Origin of the sequence: Sphingomonas sp. 35-24ZXX (assembly GCF_000786215.1) — a bacterium.
In the GTDB taxonomy this organism is placed as follows: Bacteria; Pseudomonadota; Alphaproteobacteria; order Sphingomonadales; family Sphingomonadaceae; genus Blastomonas.
In genome coordinates this window covers 21,544-44,412 of the sequence record NZ_JROG01000004.1, presented here as the reverse complement: position 1 = coordinate 44,412, position 22,869 = coordinate 21,544, and the positions used below count along the sequence as shown (strand labels likewise).

Sequence of the window (22,869 nt, the reverse complement as noted above, 5' to 3'; positions counted from 1 at the left end):
TAACCAAAGGGGGCGTAATGAAATTCATCATTGCCATCATCAAACCGTTCCGGCTGGACGAGGTGCGCGAAGCTCTCACCAGCATGGGGGTCGCGGGCATGACCGTGACCGAGGTGAAGGGCTTTGGTCGCCAGAAGGGCCAGACCGAGATTTATCGCGGCGCCGAATACACCACCAACATGGTCCCCAAGCTCAAGCTGGAGATCGCGGTCAGCGACGATATCGCAGCCCAGGTGGTGGAAACCATCCAGGCCGCCGCAAACACGGATTCCATCGGTGACGGCAAGATCTTCGTTTTCGACCTGGCGGCTGCCACGCGCATCCGCACCGGCGAAACCGGCGACACGGCACTGTAAGGGGAAAGGGGAATGATGAAACCTTTGCACAAGATTGGCGCTGCCGTCGGGACGACCGCGCTTTCGATTTTCGTATCGGCACAGGCCTGGGCAGCGGAGACCGCTCCGGCTGTTGCTGAAGTTGCCGAAGAAGTGGTGGAAGCTGTTGCCGAAGGCCCGATCAAGGCGCCGACCGTCGAACAGATGGCCGGCATGGTCGACAAGGGCGACACCACCTGGATGCTGATCTCCTCGGTGCTGGTGCTGATGATGTCGATCCCCGGCCTCGCGCTGTTCTATGGCGGCCTCGTCCGCAGCAAGAACATGCTGTCGGTGCTGATGCAGGTGCTGACCATCGTTTCGGTGGCCTCGCTGGTCTGGGTGTCCTGGGGCTACAGCCTCGCGTTCACCAGCGGCTCGCCGTTCATCGGCGGCATGTCCAAGGCGTTCCTCGCGGGCGTCGATGGCACCACCTTTGCCGCGACCTTCTCGAACAATGTCTACATTCCCGAACTCGCGTTCGTGATCTTCCAGATGACCTTTGCCTGCATCACGCCGGCGCTGATCGTCGGCGCGTTCGCAGAGCGCATCAAGTTCACGCCGCTGATCATCTTCACCGTGCTGTGGCTGACCCTGTGCTATTTCCCGGTCGCGCACATGGTGTGGTACTGGGCGGGCCCGGACTTCCTGCCTGACGCACCGACCGACACCGGCTTCCTGTGGGGCATGGGCGCGCTCGACTTCGCAGGCGGCACCGTGGTTCATATCAACGCTGGCATCGCTGGCCTCGTCGGCTGCCTCGTGATCGGCAAGCGCCTCGGCTACAAGACCGAAAACATGCCGCCGCACTCGCTGGTGATGACCATGATCGGCGCTTCGCTGCTGTGGGTGGGCTGGTTCGGCTTCAACGCCGGCTCCAACCTCGAAGCCAATGGCGTGACCGCAGTGGCCTTCATCAACACCTTCGTCGCCACCGCCGCTGCCACCGTCGCCTGGGCCGTGATCGAACAGATCGTCCACAAGAAGCCCTCGCTGCTGGGTGCCGCCACCGGGGCCGTCGCTGGCCTGGTCGCGATCACCCCGGCTTCGGGTCTGGCCGCTCCGATGACCTCGATCCTGCTCGGCTTTGCCGCCTCGATCGTCTGCTTCTTCTTCGTCACCACGGTGAAGAACAAGCTGGGTTATGACGACTCGCTCGATGTGTTCGGCGTCCACTGCATCGGCGGCATCGTCGGCGCGATCGGCACCGGCATCGTCGCCGATCCCGCACTCGGCGGACAGGGCTTCTTCGACTACACCGTGTTCCCCGCTGCTGTCGGCGAATACGACATGGCCGCCCAGGTCATCACCCAGATCAAGGCGGTGGCGCTCACCGTGGTGTGGTCCGGCGTGGTCTCGGCCGTCCTCTTCTATGCCCTCAAGTTCACCATCGGCCTTCGCCCGACCGAAGAGGTCGAACAGGCTGGCCTCGATATCTCGGAGCATGGCGAACGGGCTTACAATTACTGAGTTTTCAAGTTTGGCCTGTGGCGGGAACCGCTAGCCCCACCACAGACCTCCAGAGGTTCCTCCTGCGAACTGACAACTCAAGGCCGGGGTGGCAACATCCCGGCCATTTTTTGTGTCTGTCGTCCGCACAAAGCCTGCCTTCCCAAAGCGCCTCGTCCGGCATTTCGGTTTCACATCGAAACTGTATTGACAAAACTGTCAGTAAGGTGAGACCATCGCATGCATAGACCGCTGCAACAGGCGGCACCCCCGGGCCCTCGCACCCGGATCGCAGACGAGCATCAAGGAGAGAGCCATGGCCACCGTTTTGAAAGAACCCGGCGCCAGCCTGAACTACGACATGAGCAGCTCTGGCTGGTACGTCGATGACAACTGGCAGGCGCCATTTGCCGAGATGCGCGCGCACGACCCCATCCACTGGACCGAAAATGGCGCGTTCGGCAATTTCTGGAACGTGACCAGCCACAAGGCGATCCAGCACGTGGAAGCGCTGCCCGAGATCTTCTCGTCCTCCTACGAGCATGGCGGCATCACATTGGCCGACCGCATGGACGACAACGACGCCACCGAGCTGGTGATGCCGATGTTCATCGCGATGGACCGGCCCAAGCACACCGGCCAGCGCCGCACCGTCGCGCCCGCTTTCACCCCCACCGAAATCAAGCGGATGTCGGACGATATCCGCAGGCGCACCGCCGAACTGCTCGACACCCTGCCCTGGGACCAGCCGTTCGACTGGGTCGACACGGTCTCGATCGAGCTGACCACGCAGATGCTCGCCATCCTGTTCGACTTCCCCTGGGAAGACCGGCGCAAGCTGACCGAATGGTCGGACTGGGCCGGCGATATCGAGCTGGTGCACAGCGAGGAGATGCGCGCCGAACGCTTGCGGCACCTCTATGAGATGGGTGCCTATTTCAAGAAACTGTGGGATGCCAAGATCGACGCCGAGCCGACCCCCGATCTCATCTCGATGATGATCCATTCGGACGCGATGGCCGAGATGGACGAGCTCGAGTTCATGGGCAACCTGATCCTGCTGATCGTCGGCGGCAACGATACCACCCGTAACTCGATGTCGGGCCTGGCTTATGGCCTGCAGCAGTTCCCCGACCAGCGCGAGAAGCTGGAGCAGAATCCCGAGCTGATCCCCAATGCGGTGCAGGAAATCATCCGCTGGCAGACCCCGCTGGCGCATATGCGCCGCACCGCGCTGGAAGATTACGATCTGTTCGGCAAGCAGATCAAGAAGGGCGACAAGCTCGCTTTGTGGTACATCTCGGGCAATCGCGACGAGAGCGTGTTCGAGGATGCCGACAAGATCATCGTCGACCGCGAGAACGCCCGCCGCCACCTCGCCTTTGGCTATGGCATCCACCGCTGCGTCGGCGCGCGCCTCGCCGAGTTGCAGATCGCGATCCTGCTCGAGGAAATGGCCAAGCGCCGGATGCGGGTGAATGTGCTGGAAGAGCCGGTGCGCGTGCGCGCCTGCTTCGTCCACGGCTATCGCTCGATGCAGGTGTCGTTGAGCAAATATTGAAGCCGCCATGGCGGCCGTTGCGTAACTGTGGCATCCTTCCGGTCGTACAGGCCGGGACGATGACACAGGAACGGACTATGGATAGACGCAATTTTCTGCACAATGGCCTGCTGGGCATTGCGGGGCTGGGCGCCCTGGGTCTGGCGAACTTCTCCTTCGGCGGCGCCAGCGCGCGCGCCAAGGGCAAGTTCGAGATCACCAAGACCGATGCTGCCTGGAAGAAGCAGCTGACGCCCGATCAATATTATGTGCTGCGGCAGGAGGGGACCGAACGCCCTTTCACCAGCCCGCTCGACAAGGAAAAGCGCGCCGGCACCTTCATCTGCGCCGGCTGTCAGCTGCCGCTGTTCTCTTCGAAGACCAAGTTCAACAGCGGTACCGGCTGGCCGAGCTTCTATGCGCCGCTGCCCAAGGCGGTCGGCACCAGCACCGACCGGCTGCTGGGCTATGCCCGCACCGAAGTGCACTGCAGGCGCTGCGGCGGGCATCTGGGCCATGTCTTCGAGGATGGTCCCGAGCCCACGGGCCTGCGCTATTGCATGAACGGCGACGCGATGCTGTTCTGGCCGGGCAAGGCGTAAAACAAAAAAATCCTCCCCGAGCTTGTCTCGGGGAGGATTTGAAGCTTTCAGATCAGCCGACGCGCTTGACGCTGTCCTTGTGTGCGCCGACGCCGCCGGTGCGGGCACCACCGCCACCGCCACCGGGACGACCGCCGCCGCCCGAACGACCGCCGCCGCCGCCGGGACGACCACCACCGCCCGAGCGACGACGATCACCGTCACGCTTGGGGCCGTAGTTGCGACCACCGGGGCCGCCGCGCTCGCCGCCGCTGCGTTCACCACCGCGACCGCCGCCCGAATTCGCGGGCGCCTTGACCGGCGGGGGAAGCTGGGCTGCAGCTTCGGTAAAGCCCTTGGGCAAAGGCATCGGGACCGGCTTGACCTTGGTCAGCTTCTCGATGTCCTTGAGCAGCGGACGCTCGTCATTGCTGACGAACGCGATCGCGATGCCATCCGCGCCGTTGCGCGCGGTGCGCCCGATGCGGTGGACATACTGTTCGGGCACATTGGGCAGATCATAGTTGAACACATGGCTGACACCGTTGATGTCGATGCCGCGCGCGGCGATATCGGTCGCGATCAGCACCTTGATGTCGCCATCCTTGAACGCCTGCAGCGCTGCGGTGCGCTGGCCCTGGCTCTTGTTGCCATGGATCGCGGCCGACCGGATGCCTGCACCCGCCAGCGCGCGCACCACCTTGTCCGCGCCATGCTTGGTGCGGGTGAAGACGAGCGTGCGTTCGGGGCGGATTTCCTGCAGCTTCAGGGTGAGCAGCGCCTGCTTTTCGCCCTGGCTGACAAAGGTCACATACTGTTCGACGCGTTCAGCCGTGGTCGACTGCGGCGCGACTTCCACGCGAACCGGGTTGTTCAGGAACCGCGCGCCCAGCTCGGCAATCGCCTTGGGCATGGTGGCGGAGAAGAACAGGCTCTGGCGCTGCTTGGGCAGCATCGATGCGATGCGCTTCAAGGGCACGATAAAGCCGAGGTCCATCATCTGGTCGGCTTCGTCGAGCACGAAGATCTCGACATTCTCGAGCGTCAGCGCGCGCTGTTCAATGAGGTCGAGCAGACGACCCGGGGTTGCGACGAGCACGTCGGTGCCCGCCTGCAGCTTGCGCTTCTGCTGGTTGATCGGCACGCCGCCGAAGATGCAGTTGACCGACAGGTTGAGATAGCGCGCATAAACGCGGATGTTCTCGGCAATCTGGGCGGCCAGCTCGCGGGTCGGCGAAAGGATCAGCATCCGGCAGCCCTTGTGGGTGCGGCCCTTGGCTTCCTTGGCGAGGTGATGCAGCGAAGGCAGCGAGAAGGCTGCGGTCTTGCCGGTGCCGGTCTGCGCAATGCCCAGAAGATCGCGGCCCTGCATCAAAGCGGGGATGGCATCCTTCTGGATCGGCGTCGGGGTGTCGTAACCCTTGGAATCGAGCGCGCGCAGAATCGGTTCGGCAAGGCCAAGTTCATGAAAATAAGACATAATATACTCTTTACAGAGCAACGCGCGACACGGCCCAATCTGGGCGGCGCGCGCATTGCGGGGTTCAGAAGCGCCCGGATCGTGTCCGGATGCTTCAGGAAAACGCCCCGCGTGAATTGGGATGTTTGGAATGCAAGCAGCGGGGTTTCAGGACCCGGCCCTTCGTGTCAGCCGCCCGGATGGGCTAGGCCAGAACGATGTTCACGCTGCCGGTTCATAAGGGGCATTGGGAAGGATTCCCGTGCCGAGGCGCGCTGCTTGGAGCGGCATATGGCCGCGATGCCTTGCAAATGCAAGGAGATTCGCTGGCAGGCGCCGGCAAGGCCTGGAATCAGGCGGCTTCCTGCACGTCTGCCGGGCCACCGATGAGCACGAAGCGGCGGTCACAATAGCCGCATTCGACATAGCCCTTTTCGTCGATCTGCAGCCAGACGCGCGGATGACCGAGCGCTGCACCACCGCGAATCTCGCTGGCGCCATCGCAGGCGACGCGGGGGGCATGGGTACGGACGGTTTCAGGAGGCGTGATCATGGCTCAGCCGATTATCAAAACTGCCGCGGCTGCGCAATCGGGCTTTGCGGCCCGCGATCAGGCATCGCCCAGTTTTTCGAGCACGCTGCGTGCCCGCGCTGCATCCTCGGGGATCACCATCAGCCGCGCCGGGGTCATGAACCCCAGGCCAAGCCCCGCCATGCCGCCATCGAAGATATGCGCCTCGATGCCTTCGGCACCCAGCGTCAGCCGCGCCATCTCGGCCTCGATCCGGTCCGCATATTCGGCAATCGTTTTCAGGCTCATCCGCGCTCAGCGCTCCGCATCGGTGAAATAGCGCGTGGTCGGCGTGGTCGGCAGGCCGTCGATCGAATGCGTGCGCCCGGCAGCGCGGGCCAGCCAGGCCTCGGGTTCGCTCTGCCGGTGCGCCTTTTTCAGCGTCTCGCGCTCGCGGTCGAACTGCATCACCGGCACGCCCCAGCCGCAGCTGGTCTGCACGGTGTCGACCGTGATGTCGAAGATCTGCCGCGTCCCCGGCAGCATCTCGAACGGCGCCGCAAGGCTCTCCCAGTCCGCATCCTGCGGTAGCACAGGACGGCCGTGCCCGTAGATTCGCAGGATCAGCGCGGGGTTCTCGAACGCGCAGAACATGATCGTGATGCGGCCATCGGCAACCAGATGCGCATGCGTCTCGTTGCCCGATCCGCCGAGGTCCAGATAGGCGACGCGGTTGTCGCCCAGCACGCGAAACGCATCATAGCCCTTGGGGCTGAGGTTGATGCGTGCGTCTGCCGCCGCGGTGGCGACGAAGAAGACGGGCTGGCGCGCGATGAACGCGCGGTGCTTTTCGGTGAGGCTGGTGGTGAATTCCGACATGGCGCCATAGTGCGGGAACGGGGCAGTTCGCGCAAGAGATACCCCCCTTCCCCCCGCCGCAAAAAGCCGTTACCGCGATGGCCATGACGACCAGCCCTGCGCCCGGCATTCCCGGCATTCCCCGCTCGCTTTATGTGATGTCCGTCTTTTATGGCGGCATGGTGTGCCTCGCCGGCGTGCTCGGCAACAAGCAGGTCTCGATCGGCCCGCTGGCGGTGGAGGCTGGCATCTTCGCCTTTCTGCTGCTGGTCGTGGTCTCCAGCGCGATCGCCGAACTGCATGGGCGTGACACCGCCAACAGCCTGGTCAAGTTCGGCTTCGTGCCGCTGCTGTTCGCGATGGCGCTGTCGTGGATCGTTTTCGCACTGCCCGCCTCGCCCGACATGGCACCGGAAAATGCTGAGGCGATCCAGCTGATCCTGGGCGCGACCGGGCGCATCTGGGCCGCGGGCGTGTGCGCCTATGGCGTCTCGCAGTTCCTCAACGTCTATATCTTCTCCAAGCTGCAGAACATGCCCGGCCGCCTGCTGGCGGTGCGCGGGGTGATCGCCTCTGCGCTCTCGCAGATCGTCGACACCCTGATTTTCGTCACCATCGCCTTTTACGGCGTGTTTCCGATCGGCCAGCTGCTGGTCGGGCAGATGGTGGCCAAGGTCGCGCTGTCGGTGGCCCTGGTGCCGTTCCTGATTGTGTTCTTCGTCCGTCTGGGCAAAAGGCTCGACGCATGAGTGCCAAAATATCTTCTGAACACATCCACGACCCCGCGCTGCTCGCCAAGGCAGAGACCCTTACCGAGGCGCTGCCCTTCATGCAGCGCTATGCGGGCAAGAGCTTCGTCGTCAAATATGGCGGCCATGCGATGGGCGACCCCGAGCTGGCGCGCGATTTTGCCGAGGATATCGTGCTGCTGAAGGCGGTGGGCATCAACCCCGTCGTCGTCCACGGCGGCGGTCCCCAGATCGGCGCGATGCTCAAGCGTCTTGGCGTCCAGTCCGAATTCATCGACGGGCTACGCGTCACCGACAGCGAGACCGCCAACGTCGCCGAAATGGTGCTGGGTGCGATCAACAAGGAGTTGGTCACCTGGATCGCCGCTGCCGGCGGCAAGGCGATCGGCATCAGCGGCAAGGACGCGGGCTTCGTCCGCGCCAGCAAGGTCGAGCGCACGGTGCGCGACCCCGACAGCAACATCGAACGCGCGATCGACCTGGGCTTTGTCGGCGAGCCCGAATCGATCGATTGCACCGTGCTCAAGACCATTTCGGATGCGGGCATGATCCCCGTCGTCTCGCCGATCGGCGTCGGCGCGGATGGCCAGACCTACAATATCAACGCCGATACCATGGCGGGTGCGGTGGCAGCCGCTCTGGGCGCATCGCGGCTGTTCCTGCTGACCGATGTGGCAGGCGTGCTCGACAAGGCGAAGAAGCTGCTCTCCGACCTCACGCCGGCGGACATCGCCGCGCTCCGCGCCGATGGCACGATCAGCGGCGGCATGATCCCCAAGCTCGAGACCTGCGTCCATGCGGTCGAGAAGGGCGTCGATGCTGCCGTCGTGCTCGATGGCCGGGTGCCGCATGCCATGCTGCTCGAAATCTTTACCTCGCGCGGGGCAGGAACGCTGATCCGCGCCTGACGCATCAAGGGCTGATGGCTTCGAGCCGTTTTAGTCTTGTAATACACCCTGGATCGCCCTAGATAGCGGTCAACGCCATATTGAGAGACTTATGCAGATCGTTCTCGAAATCCTGGACATATTGCTGACGGTGGTGACCTGGTTCATCATCATCCAGATCGTCCTGTCCTGGCTGGTCGCATTCAATGTCGTCAGCATGCAGAACGATCTGGTCCGCCAGATGGTCGAATCGCTCAACCGGATCACCGAGCCGCTGTTCCGCCCGGTGCGCAAGATCATGCCTGATCTGGGCATGATCGATCTGGCGCCGATGGTGGTGCTGCTGCTGATCATGATCATCCAGCGCTCGATCATCCCGCGCCTATGGGTGCAGTTCGCCTGACGACCTGAAATGCGCGCTCTGCTGTGGCATTGACGCGCATTTGACGTTAGAGCGGCGGGCATGACAGCTCGGATCCCAGCCAGAACCATCGATGGAAAGGCCTTCGCGGCCGGTTTGCGTGGCCGCCTAGCCGCGCTCGTTCCCGACTTTGTGCAGGCGACAGGCCGTGCGCCCGGCCTTGCCGTGGTGCTGGTGGGCGAAGACCCCGCCAGCCAGGTCTATGTCCGGTCCAAGCACAAGGCGACGGTGGAAGCCGGAATGATGAGCTTCGAGCATCGGCTGCCCGCGGACACGCCGCAGCAGGCGCTGCTGGATCTGGTCGCGACGCTCAACGCCGATGACGCGGTCGACGGCATTCTGGTCCAGCTGCCGCTGCCCGGCCATATGGATGACCAGGCGGTGCTCGCGGCGATCGATCCGGCCAAGGATGTCGATGGCTTTCATGTCGTCAATGCAGGCCTTCTCGCGGTGGGCGGCGAGGCTCTGGTGCCCTGCACCCCGCTGGGTTCGCTGATGCTGCTGCAGGACGCGCTGGGCGACCTCTCCGGCCTGCACGCTGTCGTGATCGGCCGGTCGAACATCGTCGGCAAGCCGATGGCGCAGCTGCTACTGCAACAGAGCTGCACCGTGACGATCGCGCACAGCCGCACGAAGGACCTGCCCGCCATCGTCCGCCTCGCCGATATCGTTGTTGCCGCCGTGGGCCGGCCCGAGATGGTGCGCGGTGACTGGATCAAGCCGGGCGCAACCGTGATCGATGTCGGCATCAACCGCGTCCCCGGCGCTGAAGAGGGCAAGACCAGGCTGGTCGGCGATTGCGCCTATGACGAGTGCGCCGAGGTGGCGGGAGCCATCACCCCGGTCCCCGGTGGCGTCGGGCCGATGACCATCGCCTGCCTGCTACGCAACACTTTGGTCGCCGCGCATCGCCGCGCGGGGCCGAGTGCACCGGTGGGTCTGTGATGCAGGCACGCCAGGTCAGCCTGGCCCTGATGATGGCGGCGCTGGTCACGCAGCCCGGTGCCCTGCTCGCCCAGCCCGGCCCGCCGCCGGGCCGCGACCTCAGCGGATTTCCGCCGCGCCCGGCAGGCCAGTCCTATGCCAATTCGAGCGCGGTGCTGGTCGCCGAGATCGCCTTTGCGCGTCTGGCGCAGGACAAGGGGCAGTGGACCGCGTTTCGCGAGACCGCTGCGGCCGATGCACTGATGTTCGTCGACCAGCCGGTGCTCGCGCAGAGCTGGCTCAAGAGCCGCGCCGATCCGGCGCAGGCGGTCAAATGGCAGCCGCAAAAGCTGTTCATGGCGTGCGATGGCCGCACCGGAGCCTCGACGGGCGCTTCGCAGTTCCCGGGCGGCGCGAACGGCTATTACACCACCGTCTGGCAGAACCTGCAGAAGCCGCGCGCCAAGAAGACCGACTGGAAATGGGTGCTCGACCATGGCGCCATGCTGTCTGCCCCGCGTGCGGGCGACGAGATGATTTCCTCGCGCACCGCGGTGTGTACCGGCAACCCCAAGGCGGCGCTGGGCGATGTTCCGATGGGCCCCGCGCCCAAGGGCAGCCATCCGGTCGCACCTAGTGCGAAGGGCGCGCGCGCTTCGGCCGATGGCACGATGGTGTGGCGCTGGGATGTCCGCGCCGATGGCAGCCGCACGATCACGATTGAGCTGTGGAACGGCAGCAGCTTCGACACCGTGGTGCGCGATGATGTTCCGGCAGGTGCGACATGATCGAACTGTTTGTCTCGGCCTTCATCACCCTGTTCGTGGTAATCGACCCGCCCGGCTGCGCGCCGATCTATGCCAGCATGACCACCGATGCCAATGCCCAGCAACGGCGCAGCATGGCCATTCGCGCGGTGGTGGTGGCGGGCGGAATCCTGCTGGTGTTCGCGCTGTTCGGTGAGGCCTTGCTGTCCTCGCTGCATATCGAACTCAACAGCTTCCGCATCGCCGGCGGCATCATGCTGTTCCTGATCGCGCTCGACATGGTGTTCGAAAAGCGCACCGAACGCCGCGAACAGCGCGCGCAGAAGGTGATCGAGACGCCCGAGATCGAGGATGTCTCGATCTTCCCGATGGCGATGCCGATGATCGCCGGCCCCGGCTCGATTGCGTCGGTGATGCTGCTGGTCTCGCAGAACAGCGGCCTCGACCGCGCGCTGACGATCCTCGCGGCGTTGCTGGCGGTACTGCTGCTGACGTTGCTGGCGCTGCTCACCGCGGGCCCGCTAATGAAGCTGCTCGGGTCCAAGGCCGAGGCGGTGATCACCCGGTTGCTCGGCGTGCTGTTGGCGGCGCTGGCGGCGCAGTTCGTGATCGATGGCTTGAGGGCGAGCTTTCAATAGGGCGCTTCCGTATTGTGCAGGGCGCTACTTTTCCACATTTGCTTGGCATTAGGTAGGCGCCGCTTGCTTTCTATTGGCTGCTCGCAATTATCCCAATGCTTAGCATCGAACTTTAGGGTGTCATCGCATCGCCAGAGTTACAAATCGGAAGTCTGGTTCCGTTTCCCCAGTGACCAACGCGATCACAAGCTTCTCTGGCATTGCCTATCCGCCTCGACGACCGATTGGCTGCGTATAAAAGGTGTGGATGACCGCTTTGCAGGATAACTTTTAAGAACCCGATTGCCTGATAGCCAGTTGAGATTTATTGTCGGAAACCAGGCAACAGAGAAAGATGCTTTCGTGGACGATGCGACTCAAGAGGTTATTGTTAAGCTAGAGAGCCTCCGTCTCAGAATGAAAAACACCTCATCAGTGAGGTTTAATGCCGCAAGGCGGGTACGATCCGACTATAAAATCGCTCAGTTGACAGTAGTTTTTCTATCTCTCTGGGCGATCACAATTTCCTATATATTGGCAACTGATCTCGCCACCCACCTTAACATAGATATTGAAATATTTACCGGCGTTGGGGTAATTCTTCCTGTATTCATTGTTGTTTTTAGCTTGATAGAAAGTGGCGAAAGTTATTTGAGAGCACATCAACTTGAATACAACGCTCGCCAGCTGCGGGAACTAGCCGACCAATTGTACACATCGTCTGCTGTTACAGGATTGAACGCGGATCAGTTACTGAATGTTTTTGAACAATTTAGTCAAAAATACAGTGATTCACTGGAAAGGACGCCAATAAATCATGATGACGTAGATCACTTTCATCGAGATTACACCAAGAAAATCGAAACGCTCAATCCTAGACAATTGGGATGGTGGGCATGCAAATTTAATCTCTTAATCGTTGGGTTCGAGATACGTTACAAGAAAATTCTGTATATTGCCTTCTGGTTTTTGCCTATTATTCTTTTCTTAGAATGATTGTTAAGCCCTCAATTAGCCGGATCGTTGAATGCGGTTGCCCAATCATACCATTGCACAACATGTCAGCCACGTATTCAGGCTTTGCATTATCCACGCGCTCAATATCTCGCTGATCGCGCCGCAAAAACAGTCATGAAGGTGACATTAGAAACAATCCTTAAAGAACTCCCGGTTTTGCAAAATGCTTTCTAGCGAATTCCGGACACAGAGTCTCAAACCTTCACCTCCAGTCATTATGCAATATCCACTGCGAAATCGTGGCTCTTTTATGGATTTATCGCCCACTCCACCGCTGTGTTGCATTCAGCATTGGCTAGGGTCAGCCACCAACTCACGCAAAAAGCCCGCCAGCCTCTCGGCTGACGGGCTTTTCTTTAGGCTTGGCGCCCCGGCGGTCGCTTAGAAGCGGATCAGCGCCGAGAGCGAGTACTGCTGTGCCTGGAAGTCCTGGCGACCCACCGTGGTGTCGATCGACGCGGTGAAGTCGAAGGTCGGCTGCGAGATCGTCAGGCCCACGCCCGCTTCTGCCCAGGTCCGGTCGTCCGAACGATAGGCAAACGGGAAGCGGCCGGTGGTGCTGCCCGCAAGGTTGGCACCGAAGAACGCATCGCCTTCCATCACGTCATAGACATAATCGGCATAGATATAGGGCCGAAAGACCGCGGTCTTCTTGGCGCTGGCCGATGCACCGACGCGGACCTGGAGGCTGTCGAACTTGTTGCGATCGATATCCAGGGCCGGACCGCCACCGGTTTCACGCACATCGTCATAGCCGATGTACTGATACTGGGCGGCAACGCGCGGGGTGAAGACGAGGCTCTTGGTCTCGAACGGCCGCGACAGGCCGAGTTCCGCAGTGAGCGACAGGCTGTCGTCGCGGGTGCCCAGGTTGAACACGGCGGCGGCGATGCCGACGGTCCGGTTGGTATCGACCTTGAAGCTACCTGCGCTGACGCGGCCATCGACGATCAGGCCACCCGGCGTGGTGACCGCACCATAGAGGCTGCCTTCGATCAGCTCACCGGTCACGCCCTGGGCGCGAACCGAACGGGCATCGACATCCGAATAGCTGCCCGAGATACCCAGAACCACGCCGTCACGCGGCATGTATTCCAGACCGGCGACCACATAATAGCCGTCGAAATTCTCTTCGCGGCCGGTGGTGAGCGCGGTGGGCATCGGAGCCGACTTGCCGTTGAGATAGCCGCCGCCCAGGTACAGGGCGAAGCTGCTGTCGAGCGAGGTCGTGTCGGTGACGGTCGTGTCCTGGCCGTCCTGCGCAACTGCAGCTGCAGCCATCGCGCCGGGCAGCGCCATGCCACTGGTGGCGGTGGCGGCGATGCCGAGCGGCTGGCCGATCATCGCGATCGTGCCGCCGAAGTCACCCGACAGCGCCGACTGCATGCGGGTGCGGTGGAAGCGCGAGGTGCTCGACAGCATCGCTTCGCCCAGATTCAGGCGAGTCGATTCGGTGAACGGTGCCAGCGATTCGAAGGTCGCCTGGATCTGTGCGGCCGACATGAGGTCGGTGCGCAGGTAGACATCCGAATAGGTGCCCGCAGCCGAACGGTTGCTGTCGAGGATACCGGCATAGGACGACTGCACCGGCTGACCCGAAGCGATCACGTTGCGGTACAGACCGGCGGTGATGCGCATGTCGACGGCATTGGCGCTGGTGGTGAGCACCGGCGTCAGGATGGCGCTGATCGGGGCGGCCGAGTTGAAGCCAGCGGTGATCGCGCCGCCGGTGGTGACGATGCGATAGGTGTCGCCGTTCTTGATCGTGTAGCCGGTGACCGGCGAGACGATCACGCGACCGCCGAGGCTGGCCGCGCCGGTGATCGCCAGGCGATCCGACGTGCCGTTGCCGACATCGACCAGGAGCTGCGTGGCCGACGACAGCACGACGCTGCCGTCAACGGTCAGCGTTCCGATGGTACCTGTGCCGCCGGGAGCCACGGTACCCATGATGCTGGTCAGGAACGGTGTCTGGATGGTGCCGGTACCGGTTAGCAGACCAGCAGCCAGCGTGTAATCGCCGACCGACCGCAGACGTCCGGCGACATTCACAGTGCCTCCCGTTTGAGTCACATCGATCAGGCTGGCAAGGTTGCCTGCTGTTGCGATGTTGAGCCCTGCGCTACCGGCCACCGTCAGGCGGTCGATGGTGACCGTGCTCGACAGCGTCGTGGTGCCCGCTGCGCTCAGCGTCACATCGAAGTAACGGCCGGCAACGCCGGTGCGGTTATTGGGATTGATGTTGTTCGGAACGAAGCCCGTCGCGCCCGGAAGGCCGTTCGCGAGAGTGGCGGTGGGCAGCGGGCCGGTGCGGAAGATGCCGCTGCCGTTGCGCTGGGCCTCTTCGGCCAGCTTCTGCAGGGCTGCTACGGTATCGGCGCTGGCTGCGGGGCTGAGCGGAGTGCCCAGATCAGCGGTCGCCAGCTGGTTCTGCAGACCGGCCACGGCATTGTCGCCCACGCTGAGCGAGTTGATCATGTCGGCGCGGGTCAGCGTGGTGGTGGCGGCACCGGTTGCGGCCACCGCAGCGGTCGCAGCCGGAGCGGCAACGGTGGTGGCTGCAGCAGCTTCGGTCGTCACCGCGCCATTGAGCGCAACCTGTTCAGCACCGCCGGAGAGCGTGGCGTTGAGATCGGCGCGGCCGATGCCCGAGGCCACCGATTCGCCATCGGTGGTGCGGGCAGGCGGCACGAAGTCGCGACGCGTCGCCAGGTCACGGCATTCGTTGAGGCCGAGGCCCTGGAGGCAGACCTGACCGAAGTCGGGGTCACCCCCGGCAATGCCCTGGCCGAGACCGGTGGGGATGCCGTTCACGACCTGGCCGGCGGCGTTGATGATGTTGTAGTTGGGATCGAGCGTCGTCACCCAGCGGCTGGCGTCTTCCCAGTTGCCGTTGCCGGCAGCGGCGGTGACATAGCGATAGGGGTTGGTCGCCGCGATATAATCCCAATAGAGATACAGCGGCTGGTAGAAGCTGGTGGTGCCGTAGCTGCTGAAGGCCTGCGGGCCGAAGAAGCGGCTGCCGCCCGACAGGACGCCGATCTGCAGGTTCTTGGTCGACAGCGTGTTGTTCGCGGCATCGAGGATCAGTGGACCACCCGAGTCACCGCCTGCAGTGGTGCCTTCACGTGCCAGCGCATCGTCGCGATGGATGTTGAGGTCGAACTGGTTGGCGCCAGCGGTTCCGCGACGCGGATCGTCGAAGTCGAGCTGGTACAGGTTCTGGCCGAGCGGCGGCTCGCCCGGCGCTGCGGGACCGAACAGGAATTCGTCGCGGTCATCCAGCGAAGCCAGCGCGCCGAGCATGTTTTCGGCCGCACGACGACGGAAATCGACGCCGGTCACGGCACCCTGTGTGCCATTGCCCGAGCGGCCATAGCCGGTGATGTTGACGTGATAGCCGGTGCCGCGGACCGGATCGATCGCGGTCGGGGTGGGCAGCGGCGAGAACAGCAGCGCCCAGGTCGGGATGCGGGCGGCCGGCGTATCGAGCGTTGCCAGCGCGATGTCGGCCTCGAGGAAGCCAAGCGCCTGCGGATTGAGCAGCGAGCGCGGATCATACTGGATCTGGCTGATGTTGAACACGTTCAGCGCGGCGTTCGAACGGAACGCGTTGGCGGCCCAGTTCTGGAAACCGGGGCGCGCATCGACGTTGAACGAGAAGGCAGCCGGAACGGTGCCATCGATGCTGCTGTAATCGGTCTGGCGACGATCATTGACGCAGTGCGCGGCGAACAGCACGGTGCGCGGATTGATCAGCGTACCGGTGCAGACGAAGCCGTCGTTGCGGAAGAACATGCCGACGCCGTTGACGCCGCCTGCGGTGTCGACGATCTGTGCCGGAGTCTGGTTGTTGTTGGGAACGATCGCCGATGCCGGCGCCGATGCCAGTGCCACCGCCACGGCAGTCGCAGCGACGCCGCCGCTGATCGCCCGGTGAAGACCCTTGTTATTCCTGATCATGCAAATCCCCTGCTCAACTCGTTGTTGATCGAGGAAATTAGCCCGAGCGGGGCGAAACGCAACGCGGCCGATGGGCATTGGTTCCGATTGTGGCGACCTGTTGCCGCTTTGACACATTTTGTTACAAAAACGGCGTCGGGCTATGCCCATCCCCCCCAAAAGCGGGGGAAATGGGCACAATCTAACCCGGGCGGATTACTTGCCGAGCGTCTCGGAGAGGAACCAGGCGCGCTCCTGCGCCTGATCGGTCCAGTCATCGACGATGCCGTCGGTGGCGTTGTCGCCCGCCTGACCGGCGAGTTCCTTCACCGCGCGCAACGTGGCGACGAACGCGATATTGTCATCGCGCAGCTCCTTGAGCATCGCCTCGGCCGACACGCCGGACTTGTCATTGTCGGCAATCGACTGACGACGCGCAATGTCGCCGATCGAGGTCAATGTGCGATGGCCGTTCTTGCGCACCCGTTCGGCAATCGCATCGGTGATCGCCAGGATCTGCGTCGCATGGTCGTCGAGCAGCAGGTGATATTCGCGAAAGTGCGGCCCTGCGACGTGCCAGTGGAAATTCTTGGTCTTGAGATACAGCGCAAAGCCATCGGCCAGCAGGCCGTTCATCGCTTCGGCCAGTGCCTTGCCGGCATTATCGCCCTTCTTGTTTCCCATGACGTATCTCCTGTCTCGTTTGATCTGATGGACTTAACATAGGTTGGATTGGTGCAAATGGCATGACAATTTGTGCGAAAGGCGCGATTGGTCCTGCAGCGCTGCCGCTCCGGCGATCAGATCAGCCCGTAGGCGGCGAGCGCCAGCGCCGTGCCGACCAGCGCGATCACGCTGCCCGCCACGATCCGGATCGCGCGCAACGGCAACCGCGCCAGATCCCCCTGCCAGATGACGGCAGGCACCAGACCCAGCCAGGTGCCGGCCCAGCCGCCCAGCAGCGGCCAGACCCAGTCGTGATTGCGCGCCGCGGTGGCGGCGACGATGAACTGGCCCTTGTCGCCGAACTGAAGGATGAGAAGGCCGAGCAGGCCGGTGAGCAGCGGCCCCGTCCGCCAGCCCTGCAGCACATCCACCGGCCGCCGCCAGGCGAGCATGCCCAGGCCTGCCAGCAGCAGCGAGAGCGCATAGAAGAGGCGCAGCGCATCGACGCTGATCCAGTCGCCCACCACCTGACCGCCCAGCGCACCGATTGCCGCGGTCACCCCGGAGGCGACGAACGCCGCCAGCAGCAATGGCGCGGGCCGATCGAACCTCTGGCCGAGTGCGGCCGCGAGCAGCTGGGCGCGGTCGCCCGTCTGGACGATCGCGGTCAGCAGCAACGTGGTGACAAAGGCTTCCATCAGCCGGGGCGATAGCGCAGGTCAGCGCACTCCGCGAACCGCAATCGAGGCGAGCATCGCCGCGCGCATGTCGCCATCGCCGCAGTCGCTGGCGATCGCCTCGTCCATCGCATCGAGATATTGCGCGGCCATCGTCCGGCTCCAGCCGTGCGCAAGCAGATGCTCGAGGCCATAAGCGAGGTCGCTGACGCAGGGCAGCGCGTTGACCTCTGCCATGTGCCGCATCTTGCCGATCTCGCGCCTGAGGTCGTCGCGCGCAACGCGGCGGGCCAGCGAGCGGAGATGCCCTGCCTGCATGCGCAGCTGCTGCCTTGCCAGCGTCAACCGGTCCTGGGCCGGGTCGGATGCCGAGTGGGTCTGCATGGATGCGCTCCTGCGTGAGGCCGGTGACATCGCAACTCTGGCACGATCAGGTTAATTTTTGGGCAACCCTGCCGCCGGCTTGTGGAGTCCATCCGCGCCCAGAACCGCGGATGGCCGATGGGTCGCTTGACAAGACCGGCCGGTTTGGGGCATGGGCCGCGCTCGCGTTTGAAGGGCGGCCTCGTGTGCCGCTCTTTGTGTTTGTGATTCTCTACGGTGCAGGGCGGAACGCTCCGCGCCGAGCCCGAATATCTAACCCAAAGGAACAGGTCATGGCCAAGCCAGCCACTGTCAAGATTCGCCTGGTCAGCACCGAAGGCACCGGCTTCTTCTATGTCACCAAGAAGAACCCGCGCAACACGACCGAGAAGATGAGCTTCCGCAAGTACGACCCCGTCGCGCGCAAGCACGTCGAGTTCAAGGAAGCCAAGATCAAGTAATCCCTGGGCCTCGCCCAGAGATTGCGAATTGCGATGAACCGGTGATTCAGCGCCGGTTCAATCGTCTCCGGTCAGGGGTTTCAGCGTAGTCTTGCGCCAATGAAAGCCTGAACCCGATGCTGAAAAAATCCTTCCGTTCGTTTGTCGCCGTGCTGATCGCCAGCGCGTGCGCCGCTGCGCCCGTCGCCTGGCCTTCCGCCGCGATCGGCCAGCAGGCCATGCCGGGCGGCGATCTCGCGCAGGTCTCGCGCCATCTGAAGGCGATGCAGTCGCTGCGCGCCAGCTTCACCCAGACCGATCGCAACGGCCAGACGCTCACCGGCACGCTGACCCTCAAGCAGCCCGGCAAGATCCGGTTCGAATATCAGAAGGATGCGCAGCTGCTGATCGTCAGCGACGGCCGCGCGCTGACAATGATCGACTATCAGGTCCGCCAGGTCCAGCGCTGGCCGATTCGCAATTCGCCGCTGGGCGCTTTGCTCGATCCCAATCGCGACCTTACGCGCTATGGCAAGATCTTGCCCACCGGCGACCCCAATGTCGTCAGCGTCGAGGTGCGCGACCCCAAGCGGCCCGAATATGGCGTGATCACGCTGATCCTCACGCGCACGCCCTCTGCGCCCGGCGGCCTCAGCCTTGTCGGCTGGGTCGCGCTCGATTCGCAGAACAAGCGCACCACCATCCGCCTGTCGGGCCAGCAGTATAATGGCGCGGTGGCCGATAGCGCCTTCGCCTGGACCGATCCGCGCGGCAAGGGCCCGCGCCGCTGAGCCGTGCGGTCGTGCCCGTTCGCGATGACGAAACGACGCACGCCATCGACGAAATGCGAAAGGTTCTCAATTCCGTTCACATGGCAGACAGGGTTGGTCCGCTAGAACGATTTTCGAAGACGGCGATGAGGTTTCCCCCTGTTACCTGATCGAACCACCGGCTTCACCCAAGCGTGACGAACGCAAAAAAGAACCCTCGTTCCAATGCCCCCGGGACGAGGGTTTTTTGCGTCCGGCGCAACGTTTAGGGGTTGGGTTTGCCGGGATCGCTGGCTAGAGCCTTGCCATGGCTGCCCCTCTGAAAATCGCTTCGTGGAATATCAACTCGGTCCGGTTCCGGCTGGCATCGGTGCAAAGGTTCCTTGCCGAGGAGCAGCCCGACATCCTGTGCCTGCAGGAAACCAAGGTCATCGACGGCGATTTTCCCGAGGGCCCGTTCCGCCAGCTCGGATACAATTTCCAGAAGCTGCACGGCCAGCCGATGCACCATGGCGTGGCGATCATCAGCAAGGTGCGGCTGAGCGAGGACGCCCGGCTCGACTGGCAGGCCAATGGCGAGGCGCGGCATATCGGCGTCAGCATTACCGGCCCGCTGGGCGGCACCGTGCGGCTTGAAAATGTCTATGTGCCCGCAGGCGGCGAGATTCCCGACCGCGACATCAGCCCCAAGTTCGGCCAGAAGCTCGATTTTCTCGAGCGTATGACCCAGTGGTCGAGCGGTCTTGGCGGGCGCACCATCATCCTGGGCGATTTCAACATCGCGCCGCTCGAATCGGACGTGTGGAACCACAAGCAGTTGATCAACACCGTCAGCCATACACCGATCGAGATCGCGCGACTCAAGGCGATGCAGGAAGCGCACAACTGGGTGGATATCGGCCGCAAATTCTATCCCGCCCCCGAGCGGCTTTACACCTGGTGGAGCTATCGTGCGCGCGACTGGTCGGTGTCGGACAAGGGCCGCAGGCTCGACCATATCTGGGTGTCGCCCGACATCGTCGATACGGTGAAGAGCCACCGCGTGGTCGAGCCGTGCCGCGGCTGGCCGCAGCCTTCCGACCATGCCCCGCTGATGAGCGAGTTCCTGTTCTGATGAGGTCCGCCGCATCATGAACGCGCGTGCTGCGGCCCGGGCGCTCGATGCGCTGGCCCGGGGCTGGGATATCATCGTTGCAGGCGAGGCCGGAACGCTGGCCCTGCGCCCTGTCGAAACCGGCGGCGCACCGCTCGGACACAATCGGCGGCTGCTGATCTCCGCTGCGCGCGCGATCACCTTGAAGCTCGCCAACCAGAAGGAGGCCGCTCGCCCCGATGCGCCGGTGCTGATCGCGGTGCCAGGCGCGCTCGAAAGCGCCCGAGCGGTTGCGATTGCCGACCCCTCGCTCGATCTGGCGCAGCCGATGAAAGGGCCGTTCGCCGCCCTCCCTCTGCCTGCCCCCGACGCCGCCGAAGCCGCAATGCAACTCGCCCGGCTCGCAGGCCTGCTGCCCGCCTATCATCTGCTCGATGCGGCAGAGGCCGATTTCGACGCGCCGACCGTGACGCCGGCCGATGTCGCCGCCTATGCCGATCCGACGCAGCTGCGCATCGCGGCGCACGCGCGGCTGCCGGTGAGCGCCAGCGAAAGCGCCGAGATCGTCGCCTTCCGATCCGACGCCGATTTTCACGAGCATGTCGCGCTCATCGTCGGCACGCGCGATGCCAGCATTCCCGTCGTCCGACTGCACAGCGAATGCCTGACCGGCGACGTCTTCGGCAGCCTGAAATGCGATTGCGGGCCGCAATTGAATGGCGCGTTGCACGCGATGGCGCACGCGCAATGGGGAATCCTGCTCTATCTGCGCCAGGAAGGGCGCGGCATCGGCCTGATCAACAAGCTGCGCGCCTATCAGCTGCAGGACCAGGGGCATGACACCGTCGATGCCAACAACCGCCTCGGCTTCCCGACCGACGCGCGCGATTTCGCGGTGGCGGCGCAGATGCTGAAAGCGCTGCATGTGCCCGCGATCCGGCTGATGACCAACAATCCCGAAAAGCAGGCGGTGCTGACTCAGCTCGGCGTCGAGATTGCCGAGCGGCTGCCGCTGCAGATCGAGGCCAATCCGCACAACGCGCGCTATCTGGTCACCAAGCGCGACCGCACCGGCCACCAATTATGAACGAAACAGTGTTCGTCGATACGGCGGCACTAACCGTCACTTTGGGCGACTGGACCGTGCCCTGCACCATCGGCCGCAGCGGCGCCTGCTCCGCTGACGCCAAGCGCGAGGGCGATGGCTGCACCCCACGGGGGATCTGGCCGATCCGCGCTGCATTGTTCCGCCCCGGCCGTAGCAGCCCCCCGCCGGGCTTTGCGCTCCCCTGGCGCTGGACGGGCGCGCACGACGGCTGGTCCGACGACCCCGCCGACCCCGCCTACAACCGCCCCGTCCGCCTGCCTCACCCGTTCAGCGCCGAGACGCTGCAGCGCGAGGACATGCTCTACGACGTGGTGCTGGTGCTCGGCCACAACGATGCCCCCCCAGTGCCAGGCGCAGGCAGCGCGATTTTCTTCCACTTGTGGAACGAGGCCAAGGCCTTGGCGGAGCGCAGCACCGAAGGGTGCGTGGCGATCGCGCGCGCGGAAATGGAGACGCTGCTGCCGGTGCTCAGGCCAGGAATGGTGTTGGAGATCAGGTGAGCGACCCTAGCGGCGTTTGGAATATCCGCTTCTGATGCGTTTTCCGTACGCGGCTTATGATGGGCATTGGGTGGGAATCTGCTTTAGCGACCGTGGTGCGCGTCAATCTCCTGCGGCGTGAGGCGGAGAAATCTCGCAGCGTTGTTGTAGAGGATGTCACGCTTCTGGTTCTCGCTCAGGAACGGAGCCTCGGCAATCGCCTCAATCGCCACCTCGATCGTCTGGGGCCAGACCATCTGATCGCTTCCGAACATGATCCGCTTACCATAGCCTGCATCGACCAGGCGCTTGAGCTGGTGATGAAATTCCGCCCGCGCCACGCCCCAGTTGTCGGCACTGATATCAACATAGACTTGCGGGTGACTATAGAGCAGCGCGATCATCTCATCCGTGAACGGCATGCCTGCGTGCATGACGTAAATCCGCATCTTTGGATGACGGACGAGTAGGTCTTCGAGTAGCAACGGATTGCCGAGCGCGGCGCGGTATTTTGGGTAGGCCCAATAGGGCCCCCCGGGGGCGCCGTAGCCCATGTGGATGCCGACTGGCACGTCGAGCTTCTCTGCGAGAGCCCAGAACGGCTCGAGCGAAGGATCGTCCGGCCTCATCCCGCGATACTGCGGAGTGACTTCAGCAAACACCAAGGTTTCGCCCCTAGCGACCCGGGCTTCGAGTTCGTCCACACGCGAAAGCGGTGGCGGATTGTCGTCTACAAAGAAGTTGGCTGCTGGAATGAAACGCGCCGGCTCGGCCTTGCGCCACGCTGCGACCACTTCCCGATCGCCAGCGATCACGCTGGCCACTATGTTTAACCGCCGCATCTGGGCGATTGTGTCGGCCAGCACGGCAGCATCGGTCGCTGGTGAATACACCATGGCTTTGCATTCCGCCTGGGCGGTGAAATCGAATGGCTTGCCCGCATCTGCGCCGACCATTTCGACCCCCTGGGCTGCGACGCATGCCGGCACGCTTTCACCCCCGAACTCGTCGAGCGTCCATGCATGCATATGCATATCGATTATGGGCGGGGCCTGAGGTGCGGTGGCGCTTTGAAGCGCAAGTGCACCAAGCATCAAGAGGACTGTCATCTGCTGATCCCTCCTTCTGGTTAAGTGAAGCACAAGGCAGATGTCTGCAATGGGGTCGCTTGTAGAAC

At 63.3% G+C, this 22,869-nt stretch carries 25 protein-coding genes; 16 read left to right on the top strand and 9 right to left on the bottom strand.

Going from position 1 to position 22,869, the window contains the following annotated elements:
- The first annotated feature begins 17 nt into the window (after positions 1 to 17).
- The 4 genes from LI72_RS08485 (at position 18) to msrB (ending at position 3,965) form a co-directional block, all read left to right on the top strand.
- Positions 18 to 356 carry a P-II family nitrogen regulator gene (locus LI72_RS08485; protein ID WP_033925504.1) on the top strand — a complete coding sequence of 113 codons (339 nt, stop codon included), beginning with the start codon at positions 18 to 20 and terminating at the stop codon, positions 354 to 356.
- Between the two features lie 15 nt (positions 357 to 371).
- A complete protein-coding gene (locus LI72_RS08480) occupies positions 372 to 1,844 on the top strand; it encodes an ammonium transporter (RefSeq protein WP_033926189.1) in 1,473 nt (490 codons plus the stop codon).
- Between the two features lie 295 nt (positions 1,845 to 2,139).
- On the top strand, positions 2,140 to 3,384 hold the full coding sequence (locus LI72_RS08475; protein ID WP_033925503.1) for a cytochrome P450: 1,245 nt from the start codon (positions 2,140 to 2,142) through the stop codon (positions 3,382 to 3,384).
- Positions 3,385 to 3,461: 77 nt separating this feature from the next.
- A complete protein-coding gene (gene msrB, locus LI72_RS08470; protein ID WP_033925502.1) occupies positions 3,462 to 3,965 on the top strand; it encodes a peptide-methionine (R)-S-oxide reductase MsrB in 504 nt (167 codons plus the stop codon).
- Between the two features lie 52 nt (positions 3,966 to 4,017).
- Here the strand turns inward: msrB and LI72_RS08465 are convergent, their stop codons facing one another.
- From LI72_RS08465 to LI72_RS08450, 4 genes are all read right to left on the bottom strand, one after another.
- Positions 4,018 to 5,424, bottom strand: coding sequence for a DEAD/DEAH box helicase (locus LI72_RS08465; protein ID WP_033925501.1), 1,407 nt, complete (start codon positions 5,422 to 5,424; stop codon positions 4,018 to 4,020).
- Positions 5,425 to 5,755: 331 nt separating this feature from the next.
- A complete protein-coding gene (locus tag LI72_RS08460) occupies positions 5,756 to 5,956 on the bottom strand; it encodes a zinc-finger domain-containing protein (protein ID WP_033925500.1) in 201 nt (66 codons plus the stop codon).
- Positions 5,957 to 6,013: 57 nt separating this feature from the next.
- Entirely contained in the window at positions 6,014 to 6,223 is a 210-nt protein-coding gene (locus LI72_RS08455; RefSeq protein ID WP_033925499.1) for a putative signal transducing protein, read from the bottom strand.
- Positions 6,224 to 6,229: 6 nt separating this feature from the next.
- Positions 6,230 to 6,793, bottom strand: coding sequence for a pyridoxamine 5'-phosphate oxidase family protein (locus LI72_RS08450; protein WP_033925498.1), 564 nt, complete (start codon positions 6,791 to 6,793; stop codon positions 6,230 to 6,232).
- An 83-nt stretch (positions 6,794 to 6,876) separates the two neighbouring features.
- Here LI72_RS08450 and LI72_RS08445 point away from each other — a divergent pair, with 83 nt between their 5' ends.
- From LI72_RS08445 to LI72_RS20015, 7 genes are all read left to right on the top strand, one after another.
- A complete protein-coding gene (locus LI72_RS08445; protein WP_033926188.1) occupies positions 6,877 to 7,521 on the top strand; it encodes a queuosine precursor transporter in 645 nt (214 codons plus the stop codon).
- Complete coding sequence (argB, locus tag LI72_RS08440; protein WP_033925497.1) at positions 7,518 to 8,429, top strand: acetylglutamate kinase; 912 nt, start codon at positions 7,518 to 7,520, stop codon at positions 8,427 to 8,429. The genes LI72_RS08445 and argB overlap by 4 nt, the downstream gene beginning before the upstream one ends.
- A 91-nt stretch (positions 8,430 to 8,520) precedes the next feature.
- Entirely contained in the window at positions 8,521 to 8,811 is a 291-nt protein-coding gene (locus tag LI72_RS08435; protein ID WP_033925496.1) for a YggT family protein, read from the top strand.
- A 60-nt stretch (positions 8,812 to 8,871) separates the two neighbouring features.
- Positions 8,872 to 9,774, top strand: coding sequence for a bifunctional methylenetetrahydrofolate dehydrogenase/methenyltetrahydrofolate cyclohydrolase FolD (gene folD, locus LI72_RS08430; protein ID WP_033925495.1), 903 nt, complete (start codon positions 8,872 to 8,874; stop codon positions 9,772 to 9,774).
- Positions 9,774 to 10,541: a hypothetical protein gene (locus tag LI72_RS08425; RefSeq protein WP_033925494.1), complete on the top strand. Its 768-nt coding sequence runs from the start codon at positions 9,774 to 9,776 to the stop codon at positions 10,539 to 10,541. The genes folD and LI72_RS08425 overlap by 1 nt, the downstream gene beginning before the upstream one ends.
- Positions 10,538 to 11,158, top strand: a complete 621-nt coding sequence (locus tag LI72_RS08420; protein WP_033925493.1) for a MarC family protein — start codon at positions 10,538 to 10,540, stop codon at positions 11,156 to 11,158. Before LI72_RS08425 ends, LI72_RS08420 begins: the two co-directional genes overlap by 4 nt.
- A 282-nt stretch (positions 11,159 to 11,440) precedes the next feature.
- Positions 11,441 to 12,133, top strand: a complete 693-nt coding sequence (locus LI72_RS20015; protein WP_197051858.1) for an SLATT domain-containing protein — start codon at positions 11,441 to 11,443, stop codon at positions 12,131 to 12,133.
- A 402-nt stretch (positions 12,134 to 12,535) separates the two neighbouring features.
- Here LI72_RS20015 and LI72_RS08415 read toward each other — a convergent pair whose 3' ends face one another.
- From LI72_RS08415 to LI72_RS08400, 4 genes are all read right to left on the bottom strand, one after another.
- Entirely contained in the window at positions 12,536 to 16,117 is a 3,582-nt protein-coding gene (locus LI72_RS08415; RefSeq protein WP_033925492.1) for an autotransporter domain-containing protein, read from the bottom strand.
- Between the two features lie 195 nt (positions 16,118 to 16,312).
- Entirely contained in the window at positions 16,313 to 16,780 is a 468-nt protein-coding gene (locus LI72_RS08410) for a Dps family protein (protein WP_033925491.1), read from the bottom strand.
- Positions 16,781 to 16,896: 116 nt separating this feature from the next.
- On the bottom strand, positions 16,897 to 17,460 hold the full coding sequence (locus LI72_RS08405) for a TMEM165/GDT1 family protein (RefSeq protein WP_033925490.1): 564 nt from the start codon (positions 17,458 to 17,460) through the stop codon (positions 16,897 to 16,899).
- A gap of 21 nt (positions 17,461 to 17,481) precedes the next feature.
- Complete coding sequence (locus LI72_RS08400; RefSeq protein ID WP_033925489.1) at positions 17,482 to 17,823, bottom strand: hypothetical protein; 342 nt, start codon at positions 17,821 to 17,823, stop codon at positions 17,482 to 17,484.
- 272 nt (positions 17,824 to 18,095) lie between these two features.
- On the opposite strand from LI72_RS08400, the gene rpmG reads away from it, so the two are divergent.
- From rpmG to LI72_RS08375, 5 genes are all read left to right on the top strand, one after another.
- Positions 18,096 to 18,263: a 50S ribosomal protein L33 gene (rpmG, locus tag LI72_RS08395; protein ID WP_017669518.1), complete on the top strand. Its 168-nt coding sequence runs from the start codon at positions 18,096 to 18,098 to the stop codon at positions 18,261 to 18,263.
- Between the two features lie 116 nt (positions 18,264 to 18,379).
- Positions 18,380 to 19,033: a LolA family protein gene (locus tag LI72_RS08390; protein WP_052129667.1), complete on the top strand. Its 654-nt coding sequence runs from the start codon at positions 18,380 to 18,382 to the stop codon at positions 19,031 to 19,033.
- A 286-nt stretch (positions 19,034 to 19,319) separates the two neighbouring features.
- A complete protein-coding gene (locus LI72_RS08385; protein ID WP_033925488.1) occupies positions 19,320 to 20,126 on the top strand; it encodes an exodeoxyribonuclease III in 807 nt (268 codons plus the stop codon).
- 16 nt (positions 20,127 to 20,142) lie between these two features.
- A complete protein-coding gene (ribA, locus tag LI72_RS08380; RefSeq protein WP_033925487.1) occupies positions 20,143 to 21,192 on the top strand; it encodes a GTP cyclohydrolase II in 1,050 nt (349 codons plus the stop codon).
- Complete coding sequence (locus tag LI72_RS08375) at positions 21,189 to 21,713, top strand: L,D-transpeptidase family protein (protein ID WP_033925486.1); 525 nt, start codon at positions 21,189 to 21,191, stop codon at positions 21,711 to 21,713. The genes ribA and LI72_RS08375 overlap by 4 nt, the downstream gene beginning before the upstream one ends.
- 83 nt (positions 21,714 to 21,796) lie before the next feature.
- Here LI72_RS08375 and LI72_RS08370 read toward each other — a convergent pair whose 3' ends face one another.
- A complete protein-coding gene (locus LI72_RS08370; RefSeq protein WP_156139552.1) occupies positions 21,797 to 22,801 on the bottom strand; it encodes an amidohydrolase family protein in 1,005 nt (334 codons plus the stop codon).
- Positions 22,802 to 22,869 lie beyond the last annotated feature (68 nt).